Source organism: Rhizobium lentis, from assembly GCF_014200175.1.
GTDB lineage: Bacteria > Pseudomonadota > Alphaproteobacteria > Rhizobiales > Rhizobiaceae > Rhizobium > Rhizobium mulingense.
This window is the reverse complement of record NZ_JACHBD010000004.1, coordinates 223,472-243,357: the sequence shown is the minus strand read 5'-3', so window position 1 is coordinate 243,357 and position 19,886 is coordinate 223,472. Positions and strand designations below refer to the sequence as shown.

Sequence of the window (19,886 nt, the reverse complement as noted above, 5' to 3'; positions counted from 1 at the left end):
ATTAATGCGGCAATTGTCGGGCCGTCATTGAAGAAGCCGAGCGAGAAACGATCTTGTTTTCCATATCCAAACGCAGCGAAGTCGAGCCTTTTCATGCCATGGACGTGCTGGCGGAGGCGACGAAGCGGCGTGCGGCCGGACATCCCGTCATCTCGATGGCGGTCGGTCAACCCTCGCATCCAGCCCCTCAGGCGGCCCTCCAAGCGGCGCGCGAAGCCCTTGCCGAAGGCCGGATTGGTTACACCGACGCGCTGGGAACGGCGCGGCTGAAATCGGCACTTGCCTGGCATTACCAGGATCGCCACGGCCTGGAGATCGATCCGGCGCGCATTGCCGTCACCACAGGTTCCTCGGCCGGCTTCAATCTCGCCTTTCTCTCCCTCTTCGATCCCGGCGATGCGGTGGCGATTGCAAGACCGGGTTATCCCGCCTATCGCAATATCCTTGGCGCCCTGGGTCTGAAGGTCGTCGAGGTGCCGGTAACGGCCGAGACCCATTTCACCCTTACCCCCGAGAGCCTTGAGGCGGTGCAGAAAAAAAGCGGTGTCAGACTGAAGGGTGTGCTGCTCGCAAGCCCCGCCAACCCGACCGGCACGGTGACGGGCCGCGAGGGGCTGAAGGCGCTTTCGGATTACTGCGCGACCCATTCCATCGCCTTCATTTCCGATGAAATCTACCACGGGCTGACCTTTGCCGGCGAGGAGGCGAGCGCGCTCGAACTGACCGACGAGGCGATCGTCATCAACTCTTTCTCCAAATATTATTGCATGACCGGCTGGCGAATCGGCTGGATGGTGCTGCCCGAGCGCCTGGTGCGGCCGATCGAGCGGGTGGCGCAGAGCCTCTACATCTCCCCGCCCGAACTCTCCCAGATCGCCGCCACGGCCGCTCTTGGCGCAAGCGACGAGCTCGATCGCGTCAAGGCAAGTTACGCCGCCAACCGCGACCTGCTGCTCGACCGCCTGCCGAAGATTGGCCTTACGCCGGCTTCGCCGATGGACGGCGCCTTCTACGCCTATCTCGATGTCTCCCGCTTCACCAATGATAGTATGGGCTTTGCCAAGCGGATGCTCGCCGAGATCAACGTCGCCGCAACCCCCGGGCTGGACTTCGATCCGCTGGAGGGACATCGCACCCTGCGTTTGTCTTACGCGGGTTCGCAGGCAGAGATCGCCGAGGCGGTGGAGCGAGTCGCTGGCTTGTTGAAGTAGCGTTTATGGGTGGCCGCTCGCCTGCTTATCCATCAGCTGCGCGATGAAAACAGCGAGGCAAGCGTCGATGCCGGCTTGTTGTTCAGCCGCGGCACGACCACAAGCTGCTTGATCTCGCCGCGCTTGTAGGCGGCCAGGAAGCGCTTGTAATCCCTGAAGGAGACGCAGCCGTTGGAATCGCCGTTCTTGCCGAGCATGTAGGTATGGGCGAGCAGGCCGACCCGGTCATATATGGCGTCCGAGCCCTCGACCGGCGTCAGCCGCAATGCTTCGACGCCGTGAAACAGGGCCTCGCGCATGGTGAGGACGTAGGTGTGCGGCGGCGTCGGTCCGCGCATCTTCTTGTTGGCGTAGCGCGGATTGTCGCGCATCTTGCCGAGGCCGGAATGGGCCTCCAGCCGCTCGCCGTTCGGCAGGTAGACGGTGCTGTTTTCGATATCGTAGATGGCGACGCCTGCGCGCAGCTTCGGCGAGAAGACCGGCTTGTCGTAACGCGGGACTGCGTCGTCCTCATCGTCGTCGATCAGCGCGTTCGGCTTGGCATAGGCAAGGACGGGCGCGGCGGAACGCTGCGCCTCCTTGGAGCCTGGGGCCGGTTTGCCGATCAGGCCGTCCGGGCGCGCCATCGGCAGCGGCACGGAACCGGCATCCGGCGCCAGCACGAGATCGAAGGGCTGCTGTTCTTCGGCCTCGGCAACTTCCACGGGCGCAGGCTTTTCCTGCGGCAGCGACGCCGTCTTGAAGGCGGGTGCGGCCGGCTCGACCGGGGCTGGCGCGATCTGCTGCGGCCCGGCATCGGCAAGGGCGAGCAGGGCAGGAAGTTCAACGGCTGCGACGGCTTCCTTGGAAGGAATGATGATCCGGTCGTCCTCGTTCTCTTCGGCCTCCGCGCGGGCGAGCTCGACCGGCGGCGTGACGATATCGTCCTTGACGAATTTCGCGGTGTCGGAAGGTGTTGCCGCGGCAACGGCGACCGGCGGTTCGGCAGGGGTGACAAGACGATTCTTTGCAAGCGCCACCGATGCCGATGCGGCAGCATTGGTCTTTTGCGCATGCGATTGGATGAGATGAGCCGTCAGGGCAACGACCGGCTTGGCATTGAAGGCGGCCAGCCGGTCGGCTTTGCCGACATGGATCAGTCGTTCGTGGGACGTCGCCGGCTTGAGCTTCGGGGCCGACGCAAGGTGCGTGAAGCTCTCGGACGCGGAAACGGGCGCGCCGATCGAATGCATTGTCGCGAAGGTCGCGATCAACCATGTCGAGGTCAGAAGTCCGGCGCCGACGACGCCGTAAAGAAAGCCGCGAGATCTGCGCAAACGAAAAGCAGATCCTTCAAGAGAGGTGGCGCCATCAAACGCCCCGACCGCAAACGCCATACTGAACTCGTCTTTCAAACTCGCTACGCAGGCCGGCGGCACTGACTGACTACACTTCGCCGGGGCCGGTAATGGCGCAAATGGGCCGAATTTAGACCGCTTGCGACATCCGACTGTTTCGCAAGGATGACGAATTATGGTTTCTAATTTGTTTACGCGACCGCCGTACTTTCTCATGGCGTCTCAAAAAGAGATGCGTTCGGCCTTTGTCAGACGCGTTCCATCACGTAACTTCCCGGCGCTTCCTCGATCGCATTCAGCGCATCGCCGCCGGGTTTGCGCGCCGCAACGCGTCTGCCGTCATGCGTCTCGATCCAGGCCCGCCAATGCGGCCACCACGATCCCGGCGTCTCGGTCGCCTGCTCGAGCCAGGTTTCGTACTCGCCCTTGGCCGGGCCGCCCGTCCAGAATTGGTACTTCTTCTTGTCGGGCGGGTTGACGACGCCGGCGATGTGTCCCGAACCGGTGACGACGAATTCCACATTGCCGCCGAAGAACCGGCTGCCGAGGAAGACGGATTTGGCAGGCGCGATGTGGTCCTCGCGGGTGGCGAGATTATAGATCGGGATCTTCACGTCCTTCAGCGACACGGGCTTGCCGTCGAGGATCATTTCGTTCTGCGTCAGCGCATTGCGAAGATAGCAGTTGCGCAAATAGAAGGCATGATTTGCCGCCGCCATGCGGGTTGAATCGGCGTTCCAGAACAACAGGTCGAAGGGCAGGGGCTCCTGGCCCTTGAGGTAGCTGTTGACGAAATAGGGCCAGATCAGCTCGGAAGCGCGCAGCATGTTGAAGGCCATCGACATCTTCGAGCCGTCGAGATAACCGGCCGATTTCATATGCTCTTCGAGCGCGGCAAGCTGCTCCTCGTCGACGAAGACCTTCAGGTCGCCGGCAGGGGTGAAGTCGACCTGGGTGGTGAAGAGCGTAGCCGTCTTGATGCGTTTGTTCTTCTCCTTGGCGTGCAGCGCCAGCGTTGCCGCCAGCAGCGTGCCGCCGACGCAGTAGCCGACGGCATTGACCTCCTTCTCGCCGGTTGCCTTCTCGATTGTGTCGAGCGCGAAATCGATGCCTTCGCGGGCATAGGCCGCCCAGTCCTTTTCGGCGTGGCGCGCATCCGGGTTGACCCAGGAAATCACGAAGACGGTCTGACCCTGGTCGACGCACCATTTGATGAAGGATTTCTGCGGGTTGAGGTCGAGAATATAGAATTTGTTGATCCAGGGCGGGCAGATTAGCAGCGGCCGCTTCAGCACTGTCTCGGTCGACGCCTCGTACTGGATAATCTGGCAGATGTCGTTCTGGGCGATTACCTTGCCCGGCGTCAGCGCCATGTCGCGGCCGACAGCGAATTTCGTCATGTCCGTCTGGCGAAGGCGAAGCTCGCCGTGGCCGGCGGCGATGTCCTCCGCGAGCATCTTCATCCCGCGCACCAGGTTTTCGCCGTTGCTGGCAATCGTCTCGCGATAGAGCTGCGGATTGGTGGGGATGAAGTTGCTCGGCGACAGCGCTGCCGTGATCTGCTTCACGTAGAAGCCGGCCTTGTGCTTGGTATGCTCGTCCAGGCCGTCGGTCTCCGACACCAGCTTCTCCACCCAGTCTGATGTAACGAAATAGACCTGGCGCAGAAAATCGAAGAACGGATTCTTCTCCCAGTCCTCGTCGGAGAAGCGCTTGTCCTTACGGGTGTCGGGCTCGGGCGGCAGGGGCTCGCCCTGCAGTCCGCTCATGCTTTGCATGCGCTGCATCGAGCGCATCCAAATGCCGAAGAACGAAGACATCAGCTGCGTCTGCGCCTCGAAGGTGCGGCGGGGATCGGAAATCCAGTATTCGCTGACTTTTGACAGCGTCTTGACCATGTCGGCCATCGGATCGATGGCGGTTTCGGTGATCTCGCCGCGTTCGCGCGGCGCAAGCCAAGCCGAAGCGGCTTGCCCGAGATTTTCGAGCGCCCGGGCGAAATTCATCGCCATGGTCTCGGGATCCTTCAGCACATAGGGATCGAGATCGGTTGCGTCGAAACCGGTCTTGCCGCCATTTTTCTGGCTGCCACTCTCCTGCTTGCTGTCGGTCACCATTTCCTCCGGCGGCAGCACCCTTTTTATCTCTTCGTTGTACATCGTGACCGAACGAGAAAACAAGTTCCACCCGCATCGGCTCGTGCTATTGCTTTGTGGCTGCGACAAATTTAACAGTCGAAGCAGTCAGAACTGGATTTTGAGGCATGACGAAGAACGGCATCCGGCGCATCGCAACCTTCAACCGCACCGCATTGATTTGCGCCGCGGCGGCGATGGCCCTTGCGGGATGCAATCTGACGGCGGAGGAGAAGGCCGCGGCCGCTGCCAAGCGAGCGGCGCCGACCGCCGTCGTCATGCCGGCCAGCAAGGGCGAGGCGGTCGAAGGCGGCCTTGCGAAGTCGCCGGACGGCTATCCGAATTTCGGCGCGCCGCTGACGGCCGCCAACGTCCAGATGAGCGACGAGCAGGCCGCCGAACTGCAGCATCAGCTGACCGCGCTTGCCGCCCGACGCAATGCCGGCACGATCTCGGAAGCCGAATATCAGGCCAAGGTCACCGAAATGCGCCGTCTGGCCGCCGAGCACGGCGAGCAGACGCTCTCCGAAATCTCCAAATAGACCTTGCCTTTCAGGCAATTTGGACGCAAAGCCTTCGGCAAGGATCGGAAGATGCAATTTTCCTGATAATGCGCTTTGCGCGGCCTTTTCGTCAAAGATTTGCCGCGCGGCTTGGGTGTGATGAATACGGCGCTGCGATTGTTGAAGTTCGTGTCGCAGCCGCCGGGAGACGGAACGAACTTCGACTGCGGCCCAAAATGCCGCCTTTCCATGGGGAATGAAATGGAAGAGTTTCACAAAGTCCGGCGTTTGCCGCCTTATGTTTTCGAACAGGTCAATCGTTTGAAAGCAAGCGCGCGAGCGGGCGGCGCCGATATCATCGATCTCGGCATGGGAAACCCTGACCTTCCCACCCCCCAGGCGATCGTCGACAAGCTGTGCGAGGTCGTGCAGGACCCGCGCACCCACCGTTATTCGTCCTCCAAGGGCATTCCGGGCCTGCGCCGCGCCCAGGCCGCCTATTATGCCCGCCGTTTCGGCGTCAAGCTCAACCCGGATACGCAGGTGGTCGCCACCCTGGGCTCCAAGGAAGGCTTCGCCAATATGGCGCAGGCGATCACCGCGCCCGGTGACGTCATCCTCTGCCCGAACCCGACCTATCCGATCCACGCCTTCGGGTTCCTGATGGCGGGCGGCGTGATCCGTTCGATGTCGGTTGAGCCGGATGAGAGCTTTTTCCCGCCGCTCGAGCGCGCCGTCCGGCATTCGATCCCGAAGCCCCTGGCGCTAATCCTCAACTACCCCTCGAACCCGACCGCCCTCGTCGCGACGCTCGATTTCTATAAGGACGTCATCGCTTTCGCCAAGAAGCACGACATCATCGTGCTCTCCGACCTTGCCTATTCGGAGATCTACTTCGACGGCGCCCCGCCGCCGTCGGTTCTCGAAGTGCCGGGCGCGATGGATGTGACCGTCGAGTTCACCTCGATGTCGAAGACCTTCTCCATGCCCGGCTGGCGCATGGGCTTCGCCGTCGGCAACGAGCGGCTGATCGCTGCGCTCACCCGCGTCAAATCCTATCTCGACTACGGCGCCTTCACGCCGATACAGGTAGCGGCGACCCACGCGCTGAACGGTGACGGCTCCGACATTGCCGAAGTCCGCAACGTCTATAAACGCCGGCGTGACGTCATGGTCGAAAGCTTCGGCAAGGCCGGCTTCGACGTGCCGCCGCCGGCTGCGACGATGTTTGCCTGGGCGAAAATCCCCGAAAAGTTCCGTCATCTCGGTTCGCTGGAATTCTCCAAGCTCTTGGTCGAGAAGGCCGACGTCGCCGTTGCCCCGGGTATCGGCTTCGGCGAGATGGGCGACGACTACGTCCGTCTGGCGCTTGTCGAGAACGAACACCGCATCCGCCAGGCTGCGCGCAACATCAAGAAGTTCATGTCGACGGCGGACGAAACGATGCATAACGTCATTTCGCTTAACGCACACCGCTAATCTCAACTCTCGGCAGCCGCTTTCCGCGGCTGCCGCCACACAGACATTTCAGGATCGATCCATGGCAGATGCCCTCAAAATCGGCATTGCGGGCTTGGGCACCGTTGGCGCCTCGCTTGTCCGCATCATTCAGCAGAAGAGCAACGAGCTTGCCGTCACCTGCGGGCGTCCGATCATCATCACGGCGGTCTCCGCGCGTGACAAAGCGAGAGACCGCGGCGTCGATCTTTCCGCTGTGACCTGGTTCGACCGGCCGGAAGAGCTTGCCGAAAAGGGCGACATCGACGTTTTCGTCGAGCTGATGGGCGGCGCCGAAGGGGCGGCCAACGTTTCGGTTCGCACGGCACTGCAGCGTGGTCTCCACGTGGTGACAGCCAACAAGGCGTTGCTTGCCTATCACGGCGTCGAGCTTGCGACGATCGCGGAAGAGAAGGGATCGCTCCTGAATTTCGAAGCGGCGGTCGCCGGCGGCATTCCCGTCATCAAGGCGCTGCGCGAATCGCTGACGGGCAATGCCGTTTCTCGCATCTACGGCATTATGAACGGCACCTGCAATTACATCCTGACCAAGATGGAGAAGGAAGGGCTTTCCTTCGCCGAATGCCTCAAGGAAGCGCAGCGGCTGGGTTATGCCGAGGCCGATCCCGCCTTCGATATCGAAGGCAACGATACCGCCCACAAGCTTGCTATCCTGACGACGCTCGCCTTCGGCAACCGCATCGCGGCCGACGACATCTATCTCGAAGGCATCACCAACATCTCGATCGAGGATATCCACGCCGCCGCCGAACTCGGTTATCGCATCAAGCTCCTGGGCGTTGCCCAGCGCACCGATACCGGCATCGAGCAGCGCGTGCACCCAACCATGGTGCCGGTCGATTCGGTCATTGCCCAGGTCGACGGCGTCACCAATGCGGTGGCGATCGAATCCGATGTGCTCGGCGAGCTGCTGATGGTCGGTCCCGGCGCCGGCGGCAATGCCACCGCCTCGTCTGTGCTCGGCGACATTGCCGATATCGCCAAAAGCCAGCCGGGCGCCCAGCGCGTGCCGGTGCTCGGCCATCCTGCAAAGGCGCTGGAGCCCTATCGCAAGGCGCAGATGCAGAGCCACGAAGGCGGCTATTTCATCCGCCTGACTGTGCTCGACCGCACCGGCGTCTTTGCGAGCGTCGCAACCCGCATGGCCGAAAACCACATTTCGCTCGAATCGATCGTCCAACGCTCCAAGCAGCATCTGGCGCCGTCCCATCACCAGACGATCATTCTGGTCACCCATGCGACGATGGAGGAATCGGTGCGCAAGGCCATCGCCTCGATAAAGTCGGAAGGCTATCTGTTCGGCGAGCCGCAGGTCATCCGTATCGAACGGCCGAAAGAAGAAGCCTAGCGCATCCGCACGAGAATCGATTTTCGGAAAGCGCGATGCGTAGATTCAGAGTGTTGGCGCGTGCTTTGTGCGTCCGAAATGAAGGTACGGCGCTCTAGGCATTTCCCGCTCGGAGTATGAGGCGCCCTGTCTCTGGACAGGGCGGTTTTTTCTGTCAATTGTTCAGACTCCCCTTACGGAAGTCTATATTACCAACCGCCGAAATATTGATATAAATAAAACCATAAATGGTGAGTCGTCGGCGTGGAGCATTTCATGAGCAAGGACAGCCACGCCGGAAAAGAGCATGGCAGCCCGAGCAAGGTGCCGCCAGCCCGCCCTGAGATGTTTGCAGACATCCTCAAGCCGGTACGCCGTGACATTCGTGAAGAGAGTCACGACGAGGCGCTTGACGACGAACATACGGAAGGCCGCAACTGGGCCATTCTGCTGACGCTGTTTTCGTTCTTGCTCGTCCAGATCGGCGGCATCGCCATGATCGTCTGGGCGATCTTCTGGTAAAAATCCGTGTCTGCAAGTCCATCGCTATGTTATCTCCGCTGCTCCTGTAAAAAAACAGATGACATCAGCGGAGTTTGGCATGGCAGATCTAGTCGATCCGGTACAGCGCGCGTTTCTCGGGGTGGAGAAATCCGCGCTCGATAATCGCTGGGTGGCTCGGCTTGATCAGGCCGGTCAGAATCGGGCACTCGCCATGTCGCAGGTTCACGGGCTGCCGGATCTGATCGCTCGCGTTCTCGCCGGGCGCGGCGTCCCGGTGGACGAGGCGATCGAATTTCTCGATCCGACAATCCGCAGCCTGATGCCCGATCCCCACACGCTGACCGATTGCGAGAAGGCGGCGTCCCGCCTCATGCGCGCGATCGAGAGGGGCGAGAGCGTGGCGATTTTCGGCGACTACGATGTCGACGGCGCGGCTTCATCCGCGCTGATGTTCCGCTTTCTCAGCCATTTCGGCGTCAAGGCGAATATCTACATCCCCGACCGGATCTTTGAAGGTTACGGCCCCAATCCGGCGGCGATCAGCCAGCTGATCGACAATGGCGCGCGGCTGATCGTCACCGTCGATTGCGGATCCACCAGTCACGAGGCGCTTGCGGCTGCTGCCGCGCGCAATATCGATGTCGTGGTTATCGATCACCACCAGGTGACACATGAGCTGCCGCCCTGCCATGCGCTTGTCAATCCGAACCGTGAAGACGATCTGTCGGGGCAGGGGCATCTTTGCGCGGCGGGCGTCGTCTTCATGGTGCTGGTGGCGACGCTGAGGCTGCTGCGCGCGGCCGGCAATAAGCGCATCCTGGCCATCGACCTGTTGCAATGGCTGGATATCGTCGCGCTTGCGACCGTCTGCGATGTCGTGCCGCTGAAGGGGCTCAACCGCGCCTATGTGGTCAAGGGGCTGGTCGCCGCCCGCCACCAGAGCAATGCCGGGCTAGCCGCACTCTTCCGCAAGGCTGGGCTCGCCGGCCCGGTGACACCCTATCATTTCGGCTTCCTGATCGGCCCGCGCATCAATGCCGGCGGACGAATCGGCGATGCAGCACTCGGAAGCCGCCTGTTGACGCTCGACGATGCCGGCGAAGCTGAAATGATCGCCCAGCGCCTCGACGAGCTCAATCGCGAGCGGCAGGCGATGGAGGCCATGATGCTGCAGGAGGCGGAAGCTGAGGCGCTCGCCGAATATGGCGACGGTGAGGGCGCCTCCGTCATCGTCACCGCCCATGAGAAGTGGCATCCCGGCATCGTTGGGCTGATCGCGGCGCGGCTGAAGGAAAAGTTCAAACGGCCGGCCTTCGCGATCGCCTTCGATCCCTCCGGCCGCGGCACCGGCTCCGGCCGCTCCATCAACGGCTTCGACATGGGCAGAATGGTGCGGGCGGCGGTCGACGAGGGGCTGCTCGTCAAGGGCGGCGGCCACGCCATGGCTGCGGGGCTGACCGTCGAGCGCGCCGATCTCGGCAGGCTCAGGACCTTCTTCACCGAAAAGGCGGCAAGGACGGTGGCGAACCTCGTCGCCACCGAGATGCTGAAGATCGACGGGGCGATCGGCGCCAGCGGCGCCACGCTCGAGCTGATCGACCGCCTGGAGGCGGCCGGCCCCTATGGCTCCGGCCACGCCCAGCCGCTCTTTGCCGTGCCGGCGCACCGCGTGCGCGACGCCCGCCTGGTCGGTGAGAAACATGTGAAGGTGACGCTGGAGGCAATGGACGGGTCGCGGCTCGATGGAATCGCCTTCCGCGCCGCCGATACGGCGCTCGGCAATCTTCTCGTCAATTCACGCGGCGCCAGCCTGCATGTGGCGGGTACGCTCGGCGCCGAGCATTACCAGGGCGCCCGCCGCATCCAGTTGCGCGTCTGCGATGCCGCGCCGGCAAAATAGAAGGCGGCGCAAACAGGCTGATGATGAGGAATTCGACGGGAAGAAAGTGGCACGCCCTAGGGGAGTCGAACCCCTCTTCCCAGAATGAAAATCTGGTGTCCTAACCGATAGACGAAGGGCGCTTCCTTCGTGGTGGCGCCCTTATAGTCAGCACCTTCAAAAGCCGCAAGCGCCAAGACGCGAAAAAATCATCGTTTTCGCCGATTTTTTTGTGGCTGTGGAAAATCGTGGCGAACGGTATGGCGGACCGGAAGAATTCAAGCCTGGCGGATCGTCCGGCAGCGTTACGCGCCCACGACAAGAGCTCTACGCGACGCCTTGCGACATCGGAGCGAGCTGCCTCCTCGATGAATCAGATTTAATGCGACGCGCCTTCGCCATAGGAAGGGTATAGCCCGAATGTGGTACGCCCTAGGGGAGTCGAACCCCTCTTTACAGAATGAGAATCTGTCGTCCTAACCGATAGACGAAGGGCGCAGGCCGGTTTTTGTTAAAATAGGAGCGCACGATGGCTTCTGCAAGCAGATGCGATGGTCTCGATGTCGAGAGAGTGGCACGCCCTAGGGGAGTCGAACCCCTCTTCCCAGAATGAAAATCTGGTGTCCTAACCGATAGACGAAGGGCGCTTCCTTCGTGGTGGCGCCCTTATAGTCAGCACCTTCAAAAGCCGCAAGCGGCAAATTCGTTTTTTTTCAAAAAAACGACAGATATTTTCGGGGCGCCAGCATTGGAGATTACCGCTGACGAATCAACGGCTTGTATGGCTTGTCGGAAGCGCGGCAAACCGGGTTGACGTAACGTGACGCCGTTTCACGCGCGCGATATCAGATTGCCCTGGCGGTCGTCATGGGCGCGCGTTTGCCGCCGCAGCCCCAGTTCCAGTCGCGGCTCTTGCCGGTGTCGAGATGAACGGAATCCGTGTGGCAATAGGTGCCCACGCCGCCGCGATCTGGCAAGGAGCGGATATAGGCGGCGATATCCCATTTCGAGACGCCGTCGATCTGGATGTCGGCGGCCTCGCAGCTCTTGTGCATCGATTCGTCAGCGCCGCCGACCAGGCGGTTATGTTCTTCGTCGCGGTAGCCTGAGGTGACGGTGACAGGCCGGCCGAAGTGGTTTTCGACCGTTTTGAGCACTTTCAACAGGTCGGGCTTGAAGCAGCCGACCTCGACATGATCGTTCTGGACGTGCAGCCCGTTCGGCGCGACACGCGTCATGCCGGGCAGGGCAGCCTTGTGCAGAAGGCCGGAGAGGCTGCCGAGCAGGTTCTGCTTCGGCGCGCTGTAGAGCGCGTTCGTCGTTGCTGCCGGAATGCCGCCTGTCGCCAGCGACGCGGTCTGAACGGGCAGAGGCTGCGTGCCGGAGTTCTCCGAGGATTGCTGCGGCAGCACCGGCGCCGCCTGCTGTGCAGGCACGGCAGGCTGGCTGTAGACGCTGCTTCTTGTCGGTGCCACGCCTTGCGTCGGCGCATAGGCTTGCGGCTGGATGATGGTGGACGTGCTGTTGTTTTGCGGCGGCGGCTGGTGATCCGAAAAGATGCTCATCGCCTGCGCGTTGATCCGTGTCGACTGCATGACCAGCCCGCCGATATTGGCAGGCGCTGCCATTGCCGTATCGGCCGGCGGAACGGCGGCATTCGGATCCGGCGCCATGCCCTGGGGTGTGGCCTGGGCGCCGGAGACATTCACGAGCCGGGGGTCGGTATGTCGCGGCGCAGATTTCGCGGGCGCTGTCGCGCCAAGCTGGGGCTCTGCGGCCGCGGTTGCCGGAGCCACCGGAAGCGCGGCAGCTGAATCGAGCGCCTTCTTGTTCGACGCGCAGCCAGACAACGCCAGCAACGAGGTGGCGATCAGCAAAGCGCCCGTTACAGGCATTCGCATCTCATTGTTACGCAAGCCACCGGTCTCCAGTTGATGCGGAAAACGGCCGAAAATCGCCATCTTCCGCGTCGAGTCAGCTGGAGCTTGCCTGCAGGGCCGGGTCGCGGCAAGCGCCAAGGCGCCGGCCGGATCCGAAATCGCAAAAGCCGCAAGCTTCGCAAAAGCCTTGCGGCAAAAACCCTTACCAGGCGCCGGTATTGCCCATGGAAGCCCAGGGCTCAGTGGCTGGAAGCGGGCTTCCCTTCTGCAGGATTTCGATCGAGATGCCGTCGGGCGAGCGCACGAAGGCCATGTTACCGTCGCGGGGCGGCCGGTTGATGGTGATGCCGTTGTCCATCAGCTTCTGGCAGATTGCATAGATGTCGTCGACTTCATAGGCGAGATGGCCGAAGTTGCGTCCGCCGCTGTAATCCTCGGTATCCCAGTTGTAGGTAAGCTCGAGGCAGGGAGCTTTTTCGCTGCGCGCACGCTCGAGATCGTCGCGGGCAGCCAGGAAAACCAGGGTGAAACGGCCCTTCTCGTTTTCGTGGCGGCGAATCTCCTCCAGACCGAACAGCGTGGTATAAAAGGCAAGCGAAGCGTTCAGGTCTTTGACGCGAACCATGGTGTGGAGATAACGCATTCTATCTACTCCTTTATTGGGGCTGGCCCTTATCGGCAAGCCGTGGTCAGCTTCGGGCAAGTCAACATGATAAAATGTGCAGCTGGGAATAACCGAAAACTAGGACTTGCGCTTATCCGTTACCAAGATGTTAATCTTGATTTCAAGAATCAGTTAACCGTAACAGTGTGACGCGTATTCGAGGGGCTGGCGACTATGGCTGATAGGATTTCATCGAACGAATACACCGATCTCGACGAGCTGTCGTCAGAGACGGTCGATCTTGTTGAAATCACCGGGGTCGTCAAGTGGTTCGACGTCGCCAAGGGCTTCGGCTTCATCGTACCGGACAATGGCATGCAGGATGTTCTCCTGCACGTGACCTGCTTGCGCCGCGACGGTTACCAGACGATCCTCGAGGGAACGCGGATCGTTGCCCTTATCCAACGCCGCGAGCGCGGCTACCAGGCTTTCAAGATCCTTTCGATGGATCAGTCGACCGCGGTTCATCCCTCGCAGCTGCCGCCGGTCCGCACCCATGTGCAGGTCACCGCGACCAGTGGGCTCGAGCGCGCGCTCGTCAAGTGGTTCAACCGCACCAAGGGCTTCGGCTTCCTGACGCGCGGCGAGGGCACGGAAGACATCTTCGTGCATATGGAAACGCTTCGCCGTTTCGGCCTCACCGAGCTGCGCCCCGGCCAGGTGGTTCTCGTCCGCTTCGGCGATGGCGAAAAGGGCCTGATGGCCGCAGAAATTCACCCCGATATTCCGAGCCCGGCAAGCCGGTCGCATTGAGATGCGAGATCTCGTCTTTCATGCGATCAGAAGCGCCGTCACGGCGCTTTTTTTCTTGGTCGCCCTGCCGGCCCTGGCTGAGGAGTCGATGCGGTTCGACAAGGAGCCGCTGCTCATCCAGACCGCCGCCGGCAAGACGCTGCATTTCACCGTTGAGGTCGCGGTAACCGCCGACCAGCGCGCCCATGGACTGATGTTCCGCAAAACGATGGCCGATGACGCCGGCATGATCTTCGATTTCGGCGAGCCGCGGCGCGTCGCCATGTGGATGGAAAACACCATCCTGCCGCTCGACATGCTCTTTGCCGACAATGCCGGCACGATCCGCCACATCAAGGAAAACGCAACGCCCTATTCGCGCGACATCATCGATTCGATGAGCCCGGTGAAATACGTCGTTGAACTCAATGCCGGCATTGTCCGCAAATTGGGGATCAAGGTGGGCGACAGGATCATGAGCGCCACGACGACAAAGACGAAGTAAGCGCGCTCACGTTCCAACAATGCGGGCCACGATGCGCCTGTCAAAGATTAAAGAATGTCAGGGAATTGAATGGTCGGAGTGGAGAGATTCGAACTCCCGACCCTCTGGTCCCAAACCAGATGCGCTACCAGACTGCGCTACACTCCGTGCCGTGGGCGGGGAGATACACGGTTCACCTCGCGCTCGCAACCCATAAATCCAGCTCCCGCCGAAGATTCGCGCGCGATATCTCGATGCATACGGAAAAATCTTGATGGGCCGCAAGTCGGCTCTGCCGGGCGCGGCTCGACGGCCAGGGGGAGGCTGCTCAGCCGTGTTCGAGAAGGCCGATATATTGAGCGTAGCTGATGGCAAGGTAGAAGAAAGCCGTAATGGCAGCCCCTATCACTATGGCATTGAGCTCCGCCGGACGTCTCGTCATGAGTGCAAATCCACTGAATTTATTGAGCTGTAATTACTGCGGAGGGTCGGCCGCGGCAATCGAGTTGCGATCACAACATGAGACAATCGGTAATATTGCGCAACTCGGCCGAAATCAGAAGAATATCCGCGGCGGCGCTGTCCGCCGATATCCGTATCGGCGGCATCGCCTCATTATCGGCATGGAAGCGGCAGCGCGTCGCGCACCGCCTTTTTTCTTGAAAAGGCAGGGATTCGCGGATAAGCAAAATTCATCTCTTCGCGCCATCCTTGGCGACGAAGCGAGGCCCGGCGACGGGATTGAGACCATGAAAGGCGGGCGCTGTCCCCGCATATTCGGAGATGCCGCAGTCATGCCTGCAAAGATCTATCGTCCTGCTAAGACCGCCATGCAGTCCGGCAAGGCCAAGACCCATCTCTGGGTGCTTGAATTCGATCAGGAGTCCCCCCGCAAGATCGATCCGATCATGGGCTACACCTCCTCGGGCGATATGCACCAGCAGGTAAAACTCACCTTTGAAACGCAGGCGCTTGCCGAAGCCTATGCCCAGCGCAACGGCATCGAATATCGCGTCATCGCCCCGAAGGACCCGGCGCGCCAGGTCGTGGCCTATCCGGATAATTTCCGCTATACCCGCACGCAGCCCTGGACGCATTGAGATTTCTCGTCCACATATGCCGCATCCGGTCGCGCTTCGTAAACGCGGCCAGCAGACGGCCCCTTAGCTCAGCTGGATAGAGCACCTGCCTTCTAAGCAGGTTGTCGCAGGTTCGATTCCTGCAGGGGTCGCCATCAATTTTTCAAGTATCTGTATTCGCCTTGTTTTAGGCGCAAACCCTCATTGGATTTGTTTTCAGGGTTAGGATGTTCTCGTTCAGTTTCGCAGCGCCCGATAAAGCGAGCTTACGCTTGTCGGCTTTGCGCGTTAATGGTTGGCCATGGAATCGCTTCGCCAGCCAAAACGAGCAGTTGCCCCGCTATTTGAACGAGGGGCTTGCGACCCGGGCCGTGGACAGGCTCGGGGATCGGGGTCTTCAGCTCTCATCGTCGACATCGACCAGTTCGACGCCGTGACGGCGGGCGAAGGCTATGCATTGCTCGGTGCGCGTAATCAGGACCATGTGGGCAGCGATGTATTCGGCCGATTTGGCAGGCGGGCGGCGCTCGTGGGCTTTGACGAAGGTCATGAGGCCTCCTTCGACATGGCGTCGATGTTCAGGCGATGGACGGTAAACGTGTAGGCGACGATCCAGGGGTTGCATTCCCACGCCGGCGCCGTTGATCTCGTTCCAAAGACGATGATACCAAACGACGGGTGAAAAGTATGTGCCTGACACAACCTTGACCATTGTGCCGGTCATTGTCAGCTCGCCGGTGATCTCGGCGTCCTCCGCTATCGCGTCCGTACCGCTGATATGCTGCAGCCGCTGAACCCGCACGTCGGTTACGATGAGCGTGATGCGGATCAATCTCCTGAAACCAGCGTGTCGATTTCGTCTGTCCCTGTTCGATTAAGACGGAGCGCCTTGAGCCAGTCAAAGGAGAGACAAGTATGGCTGCCACTAAGCATTCCGAACAAGTCGAACTACAGTTGCTGCACCCCAGTGCAGTGGGCACTTTGCACGCCGTTTTGATGCTGCTGAAGCATCAGCGAAAGTATCGCCGAAGCTTGAGCGAGCTCTCGCGGTTTGACTCGCCTTCTCCGTGAAATCGGGTTGGAGCCTACCAGAGATCTCCACTGGAAAGATCGGAGAGCAGCAAGCAACTCTCACCGGATAAGCTGAACTGGCAGCATTTTTGCTCTTTGTCGAATCGCGGTGTTCAACTGCGACTAACATCGACAGCACCATGGAGGAACCGGATGCGCTACCTTTGTCTCTTCTACATCGATCAAACACTTGTTGATGCCGCCAGCAAGGAGGAATGGGCCGAGATTGACCGGGAGTCCTTAGCTTCCAATGAAGAACTCCAACGTTCGGGCCACTATCTCACCTCCAACGCTCTTGCCGACCCAAAGACCGCAAAGACATTGCGCATTCGCGCCGGCAAGGCGAGTTGGACCGACGGGCCCTTCGCAGAGACCAAGGAGCATTTGGGTGGCTTCCTGCTCATCGAAGCGAAGAACCTTGCGGAGGCAATGGAGATCGCGGAGCGGGACTCGCTCGCTCGGATGGGGGCGATCGAAGTGCGTGAGACCGCCGGCTTTTAGATTAGAACTCGGCCCATTTATGCTCGCGCTCCGCCAGCGACCGCCATTCGAGTTAGGTAGGCCAGCTCGTTGCTGGAAGAACTGGTTATGGCCGTTCACAAGCCGAGTGAGCGGATGCCGAAGCGAGATCGCCAGCGTCGCGTGGCCGAAATTTCGCAAGAATGAAGCCAGGTCCACGGTATCGCACGCGCAACGCGCGAGCAAAATCGCGCCTACGAAGAAAACGCAGCTTAAGCCCTCCCATCCACATCGCCGTCCACGTCGAGCACCTGGAACCTCAGATAGGCCGCTTGAAACCCGCCAAAAAATCGCAGCGCGCGGATGGCATCGCTGCTCGGGTTACGCCCTCCCAGCTTGCTCATCCACGCGCTCCAGCAACCGAGGTTTGCGCGCCGTGTGGGCGGATTTTACTCCGCCGTCGACTTATTTCCGGATTGTTGGCACGATTGTTGCGGCGGTCGGACGACCGCCGCAACGGCATTGTTACAGGAGAAAATCGCCTGCCCCCAGCTGGACGTGGCCCTTCAGCTGAATCTCGAAGTCATGAACGCCGTCGCCGTTCAAATCGGCCTGGATAACGGTGTGGTCGTCCTCATAGTGCCACGCGAGCGCGCCAGCCTTCTTGTCGAACAAGGCATTCTCCTGTGCCTGGAAATGGAAGGCTGCATCGCCCAGCGCAGAGCCATTCGCATCGATCGCCGAGACGTCGATCTTATCGACGCCATGCTGGAAGTCGGTGATGAGGTCGCGGGCCCAGCCGGACCCGGTCTCCGTCGGTGCCTTGAAGCTAAACGTATCCGAGCTGGTGCCACCGCTCATGATGTCCTTTCCGGTACCACCAATGAGGATGTCCGAGCCAGCGCCGCCCTTCAACACGTCATTGCCGCCGAGACCCTTGTAGGTTTCGTTACCGCCGTTGGACTGGCCGGTGTGTGGCAGGTAGTCGTTACCACTGGTGCCGGTGTATACCTTCGTCGATGTGGTCGGCGCGGTCGGCGCGGTCGGCGCTGTCGGCGCGGTGGGCGCGGTGGGCGCGGTCGGCGCTGTAGGCGCGGTGGGCGCTGTCGGCTCTGTCGGCGTGGTTGGCGCGGTCGGTTGCGTCGGCGTGGTTGGCGTTCCCGATACCGGGGCGGAGCCCGATTCGTAGGCACCCATATCGATAGTTCCAACGACGCGGGCGTCGCCGTCCAGGTCGACCGAGTCGACGCCGTACTTGGTGGTTCCGCTGTCGATTGCCGCCGAGCCCGAGGCGAGGTGGAAGTCGCCGTTCGATGCATTCACGAAATGCGGGTCGACGCCAAGCTTGTTGCCGTTCGCCGTGCTCGGCATCGCGTTGCCGCCGTCGGTCTTGACCGAGGCCTGGCCGGCCGTGCCGTTATAGGTGATGTTGTTGGCCCAGACGACGTTGTTGTTGGTGTAGCCGCCGGTTGACGTGTTATCGATCGCAGTGTTGTTCTTATTCAGCGATGGGTCGGCTACGCTAATGTTGTTGACCCAGGTGTTGTTGCTCGACGCCGAGTTGCTGAGCTCGCCGCGCCAGGTGCCGTCATTCTGCGGGTCCTGGTTGTTGTGGTATGCGGTGTTGTTCGACACAGTGACGGAGTCGCTCCAGGTAACCTGGATGCCTTTGCCGCCGTTCTCGTAGACAAGGTTGTTGTCGACCAGGGTCTTGAATGTGTAGTTCGGATGACCACTCGTCTGCGTGCTCTGGAAATCGTCGATGATGATACCGTTACCATCGGTGTGCGCACCCGACTTCGTGACGTTGTCATGGGAGATGTTGTCGCGCACGATGTTCCGGTAGCCGTCCGTCGAGGTATCACCGGTGATGTTCCGGTTCTGGTAGAGCGAGATGCCCGAGAACCAGCCCGACGACGCATTGTTGTAGGTCTCGTTGCCTTCGACGTGGATGAAGTCCGACTGGTTGAACTGGATGCCCGACTCCCCGTTGCCGTGGACCTTGTTATTGAGGATCTGGACGTGGTGGACACCGTTCGCTTCGATGCCGTCGCCGGCGGCGCCGCCGATGTCAAAGCCGTCGATGACCACGTGGTTGGCGTTGACACTGATCGCGTTCCACGAGCCCGCGGGCGGCCGGATCAGCGCTGCGCCGGGCACTTCCGAGCGCAGCGTGATGTCGCCTGCCGCCGAGCCGTCCTTATCGAAGTTGATGCTCTCATTGTAGGTCCCGGGCTTCACCACGACCTCGTCGCCGGGCTTAAGGTCCGCCGCCATCGCCTGACCGATCGTGTGAAAGGGAGAAGTGGCAGTGCCGTTGCCGCCGCTGCTGCTCGCCGATACGTAGTATGTTGTCATAGTCCTGTTCCTCAACTCTGACGTTGTGTTTGTCAGTTAATATTTTCTAGCTAATCAGCCGTTACGGCGCGGGTTATAAGACGTCATCCCGGGGAAGTGCAACAGCATCGGGGCAGTAAGTACTTGAGAAGTATGGCCATATTGCTGCCATAATGTTCCGATCACTCCGGAGTTACAATTTGAAATATTTGCGGAATTTTGAGTCGCTGAAATTGTGGCAGTATTTCTATCCCGCACACCGCGAATTATTCTTTCTGCAACTATAGCGGCATGCTCGGATTGAAAACATTACAAAAATTTGGTGGGCGCGAGCGGATTCCTCCGGCCACAGACCGAATCTGCATTTTTTTGTGAATCTAGGGCTTTTTGGGCAGATTCGCCCTCAAAAGTGATACTTATCGACATGGTAGGGGAGGCGCATGATCGTAGAATCGCCCACACCTCGAACTGCAAAATACCCCCCGATCAAGGGAATTGCCGCTAAGGCAATCCTCTCGTGATGAGCCCGATACAACGATCGAGATACTCGGAAAGCTGCTGCAGGCATGCCGCAGGGAACCGCGCCAGCCACTCACTCGAGCGGGGCTGAACCAATTCCCAGTTATCCGCAGAGCAGGCGATCGCTTTGCAGCACGAACCGCAGCACTCGCATCACTCGGTCAATTGCTCACCGCGTAACCCGTCGACTGCTGTCACAGGAGAAGCGCCAGATCAGGTTAGGAGTTGGGACAAAGTCGAGAAACAA

At 60.5% G+C, this 19,886-nt stretch carries 17 protein-coding genes and 5 tRNA genes; 11 read left to right on the top strand and 11 right to left on the bottom strand.

Annotated elements, in window-relative coordinates:
- Positions 1-53: 53 nt before the first annotated feature.
- Positions 54-1,211, top strand: a complete 1,158-nt coding sequence (locus tag GGI60_RS11795; RefSeq protein ID WP_183915879.1) for a pyridoxal phosphate-dependent aminotransferase — start codon at positions 54-56, stop codon at positions 1,209-1,211.
- A 32-nt stretch (positions 1,212-1,243) separates the two neighbouring features.
- Here the strand turns inward: GGI60_RS11795 and GGI60_RS11790 are convergent, their stop codons facing one another.
- Complete coding sequence (locus GGI60_RS11790; protein ID WP_183915877.1) at positions 1,244-2,587, bottom strand: DUF2778 domain-containing protein; 1,344 nt, start codon at positions 2,585-2,587, stop codon at positions 1,244-1,246.
- 209 nt (positions 2,588-2,796) lie between these two features.
- The gene (locus GGI60_RS11785; RefSeq protein ID WP_409527256.1) at positions 2,797-4,662 is read right to left on the bottom strand and encodes a PHA/PHB synthase family protein; all 1,866 of its coding nucleotides are present in this window, start codon (positions 4,660-4,662) and stop codon (positions 2,797-2,799) included.
- Between the two features lie 149 nt (positions 4,663-4,811).
- Here GGI60_RS11785 and GGI60_RS11780 point away from each other — a divergent pair, with 149 nt between their 5' ends.
- From GGI60_RS11780 to recJ, 5 genes are all read left to right on the top strand, one after another.
- Entirely contained in the window at positions 4,812-5,225 is a 414-nt protein-coding gene (locus GGI60_RS11780; RefSeq protein WP_183915875.1) for a hypothetical protein, read from the top strand.
- Positions 5,226-5,447: 222 nt separating this feature from the next.
- Positions 5,448-6,665, top strand: coding sequence for an LL-diaminopimelate aminotransferase (locus GGI60_RS11775; RefSeq protein WP_064683553.1), 1,218 nt, complete (start codon positions 5,448-5,450; stop codon positions 6,663-6,665).
- 61 nt (positions 6,666-6,726) lie between these two features.
- A complete protein-coding gene (locus GGI60_RS11770; RefSeq protein WP_183915873.1) occupies positions 6,727-8,052 on the top strand; it encodes a homoserine dehydrogenase in 1,326 nt (441 codons plus the stop codon).
- 255 nt (positions 8,053-8,307) lie between these two features.
- The gene (locus GGI60_RS11765) at positions 8,308-8,553 is read left to right on the top strand and encodes a hypothetical protein (protein WP_183915871.1); all 246 of its coding nucleotides are present in this window, start codon (positions 8,308-8,310) and stop codon (positions 8,551-8,553) included.
- A gap of 79 nt (positions 8,554-8,632) precedes the next feature.
- Positions 8,633-10,435: a single-stranded-DNA-specific exonuclease RecJ gene (recJ, locus tag GGI60_RS11760; RefSeq protein ID WP_183915869.1), complete on the top strand. Its 1,803-nt coding sequence runs from the start codon at positions 8,633-8,635 to the stop codon at positions 10,433-10,435.
- Between the two features lie 47 nt (positions 10,436-10,482).
- Here recJ and GGI60_RS11755 read toward each other — a convergent pair.
- The 5 genes from GGI60_RS11755 to gloA all read right to left on the bottom strand — a co-directional run bounded on the left by GGI60_RS11755 (position 10,483) and on the right by gloA (position 12,937).
- Positions 10,483-10,557 (bottom strand) — tRNA-Glu (locus GGI60_RS11755).
- Between the two features lie 280 nt (positions 10,558-10,837).
- Positions 10,838-10,912 (bottom strand) — tRNA-Glu (locus GGI60_RS11750).
- A gap of 74 nt (positions 10,913-10,986) precedes the next feature.
- Positions 10,987-11,061 (bottom strand) — tRNA-Glu (locus tag GGI60_RS11745).
- Positions 11,062-11,259: 198 nt separating this feature from the next.
- The gene (locus tag GGI60_RS11740; protein ID WP_183915867.1) at positions 11,260-12,330 is read right to left on the bottom strand and encodes a D-Ala-D-Ala carboxypeptidase family metallohydrolase; all 1,071 of its coding nucleotides are present in this window, start codon (positions 12,328-12,330) and stop codon (positions 11,260-11,262) included.
- A 166-nt stretch (positions 12,331-12,496) separates the two neighbouring features.
- Positions 12,497-12,937: a lactoylglutathione lyase gene (gene gloA / locus GGI60_RS11735; RefSeq protein ID WP_183915865.1), complete on the bottom strand. Its 441-nt coding sequence runs from the start codon at positions 12,935-12,937 to the stop codon at positions 12,497-12,499.
- Positions 12,938-13,132: 195 nt separating this feature from the next.
- Between gloA and GGI60_RS11730 the strand changes: the two genes are divergently transcribed.
- Positions 13,133-13,711 (top strand): cold-shock protein, encoded by a 579-nt coding sequence (locus GGI60_RS11730; RefSeq protein ID WP_004675946.1) that lies wholly within the window; start codon positions 13,133-13,135, stop codon positions 13,709-13,711.
- Position 13,712: 1 nt separating this feature from the next.
- Positions 13,713-14,195, top strand: coding sequence for a DUF192 domain-containing protein (locus GGI60_RS11725; RefSeq protein WP_183915863.1), 483 nt, complete (start codon positions 13,713-13,715; stop codon positions 14,193-14,195).
- Between the two features lie 70 nt (positions 14,196-14,265).
- Here GGI60_RS11725 and GGI60_RS11720 read toward each other — a convergent pair.
- Positions 14,266-14,342: transfer RNA gene (locus GGI60_RS11720), tRNA-Pro, on the bottom strand.
- 626 nt (positions 14,343-14,968) lie between these two features.
- Between GGI60_RS11720 and GGI60_RS11715 the strand changes: the two genes are divergently transcribed.
- Both GGI60_RS11715 and GGI60_RS11710 read left to right on the top strand, forming a co-directional pair.
- Positions 14,969-15,274 (top strand): ETC complex I subunit, encoded by a 306-nt coding sequence (locus GGI60_RS11715; protein WP_183916301.1) that lies wholly within the window; start codon positions 14,969-14,971, stop codon positions 15,272-15,274.
- A 57-nt stretch (positions 15,275-15,331) separates the two neighbouring features.
- Positions 15,332-15,408 (top strand) — tRNA-Arg (locus GGI60_RS11710).
- A 242-nt stretch (positions 15,409-15,650) separates the two neighbouring features.
- Here GGI60_RS11710 and GGI60_RS11705 read toward each other — a convergent pair.
- A complete protein-coding gene (locus GGI60_RS11705) occupies positions 15,651-16,085 on the bottom strand; it encodes a hypothetical protein (protein WP_183915861.1) in 435 nt (144 codons plus the stop codon).
- Between the two features lie 392 nt (positions 16,086-16,477).
- On the opposite strand from GGI60_RS11705, the gene GGI60_RS11700 reads away from it, so the two are divergent.
- On the top strand, positions 16,478-16,825 hold the full coding sequence (locus tag GGI60_RS11700; protein ID WP_183915859.1) for a YciI family protein: 348 nt from the start codon (positions 16,478-16,480) through the stop codon (positions 16,823-16,825).
- 230 nt (positions 16,826-17,055) lie between these two features.
- Here the strand turns inward: GGI60_RS11700 and GGI60_RS32465 are convergent, their stop codons facing one another.
- Both GGI60_RS32465 and GGI60_RS11695 read right to left on the bottom strand, forming a co-directional pair.
- Positions 17,056-17,187 carry a hypothetical protein gene (locus tag GGI60_RS32465; protein ID WP_281414015.1) on the bottom strand — a complete coding sequence of 44 codons (132 nt, stop codon included), beginning with the start codon at positions 17,185-17,187 and terminating at the stop codon, positions 17,056-17,058.
- Between the two features lie 121 nt (positions 17,188-17,308).
- Positions 17,309-19,141, bottom strand: coding sequence for a M10 family metallopeptidase C-terminal domain-containing protein (locus tag GGI60_RS11695; RefSeq protein WP_183915857.1), 1,833 nt, complete (start codon positions 19,139-19,141; stop codon positions 17,309-17,311).
- Between the last annotated feature and the right edge of the window lie 745 nt (positions 19,142-19,886).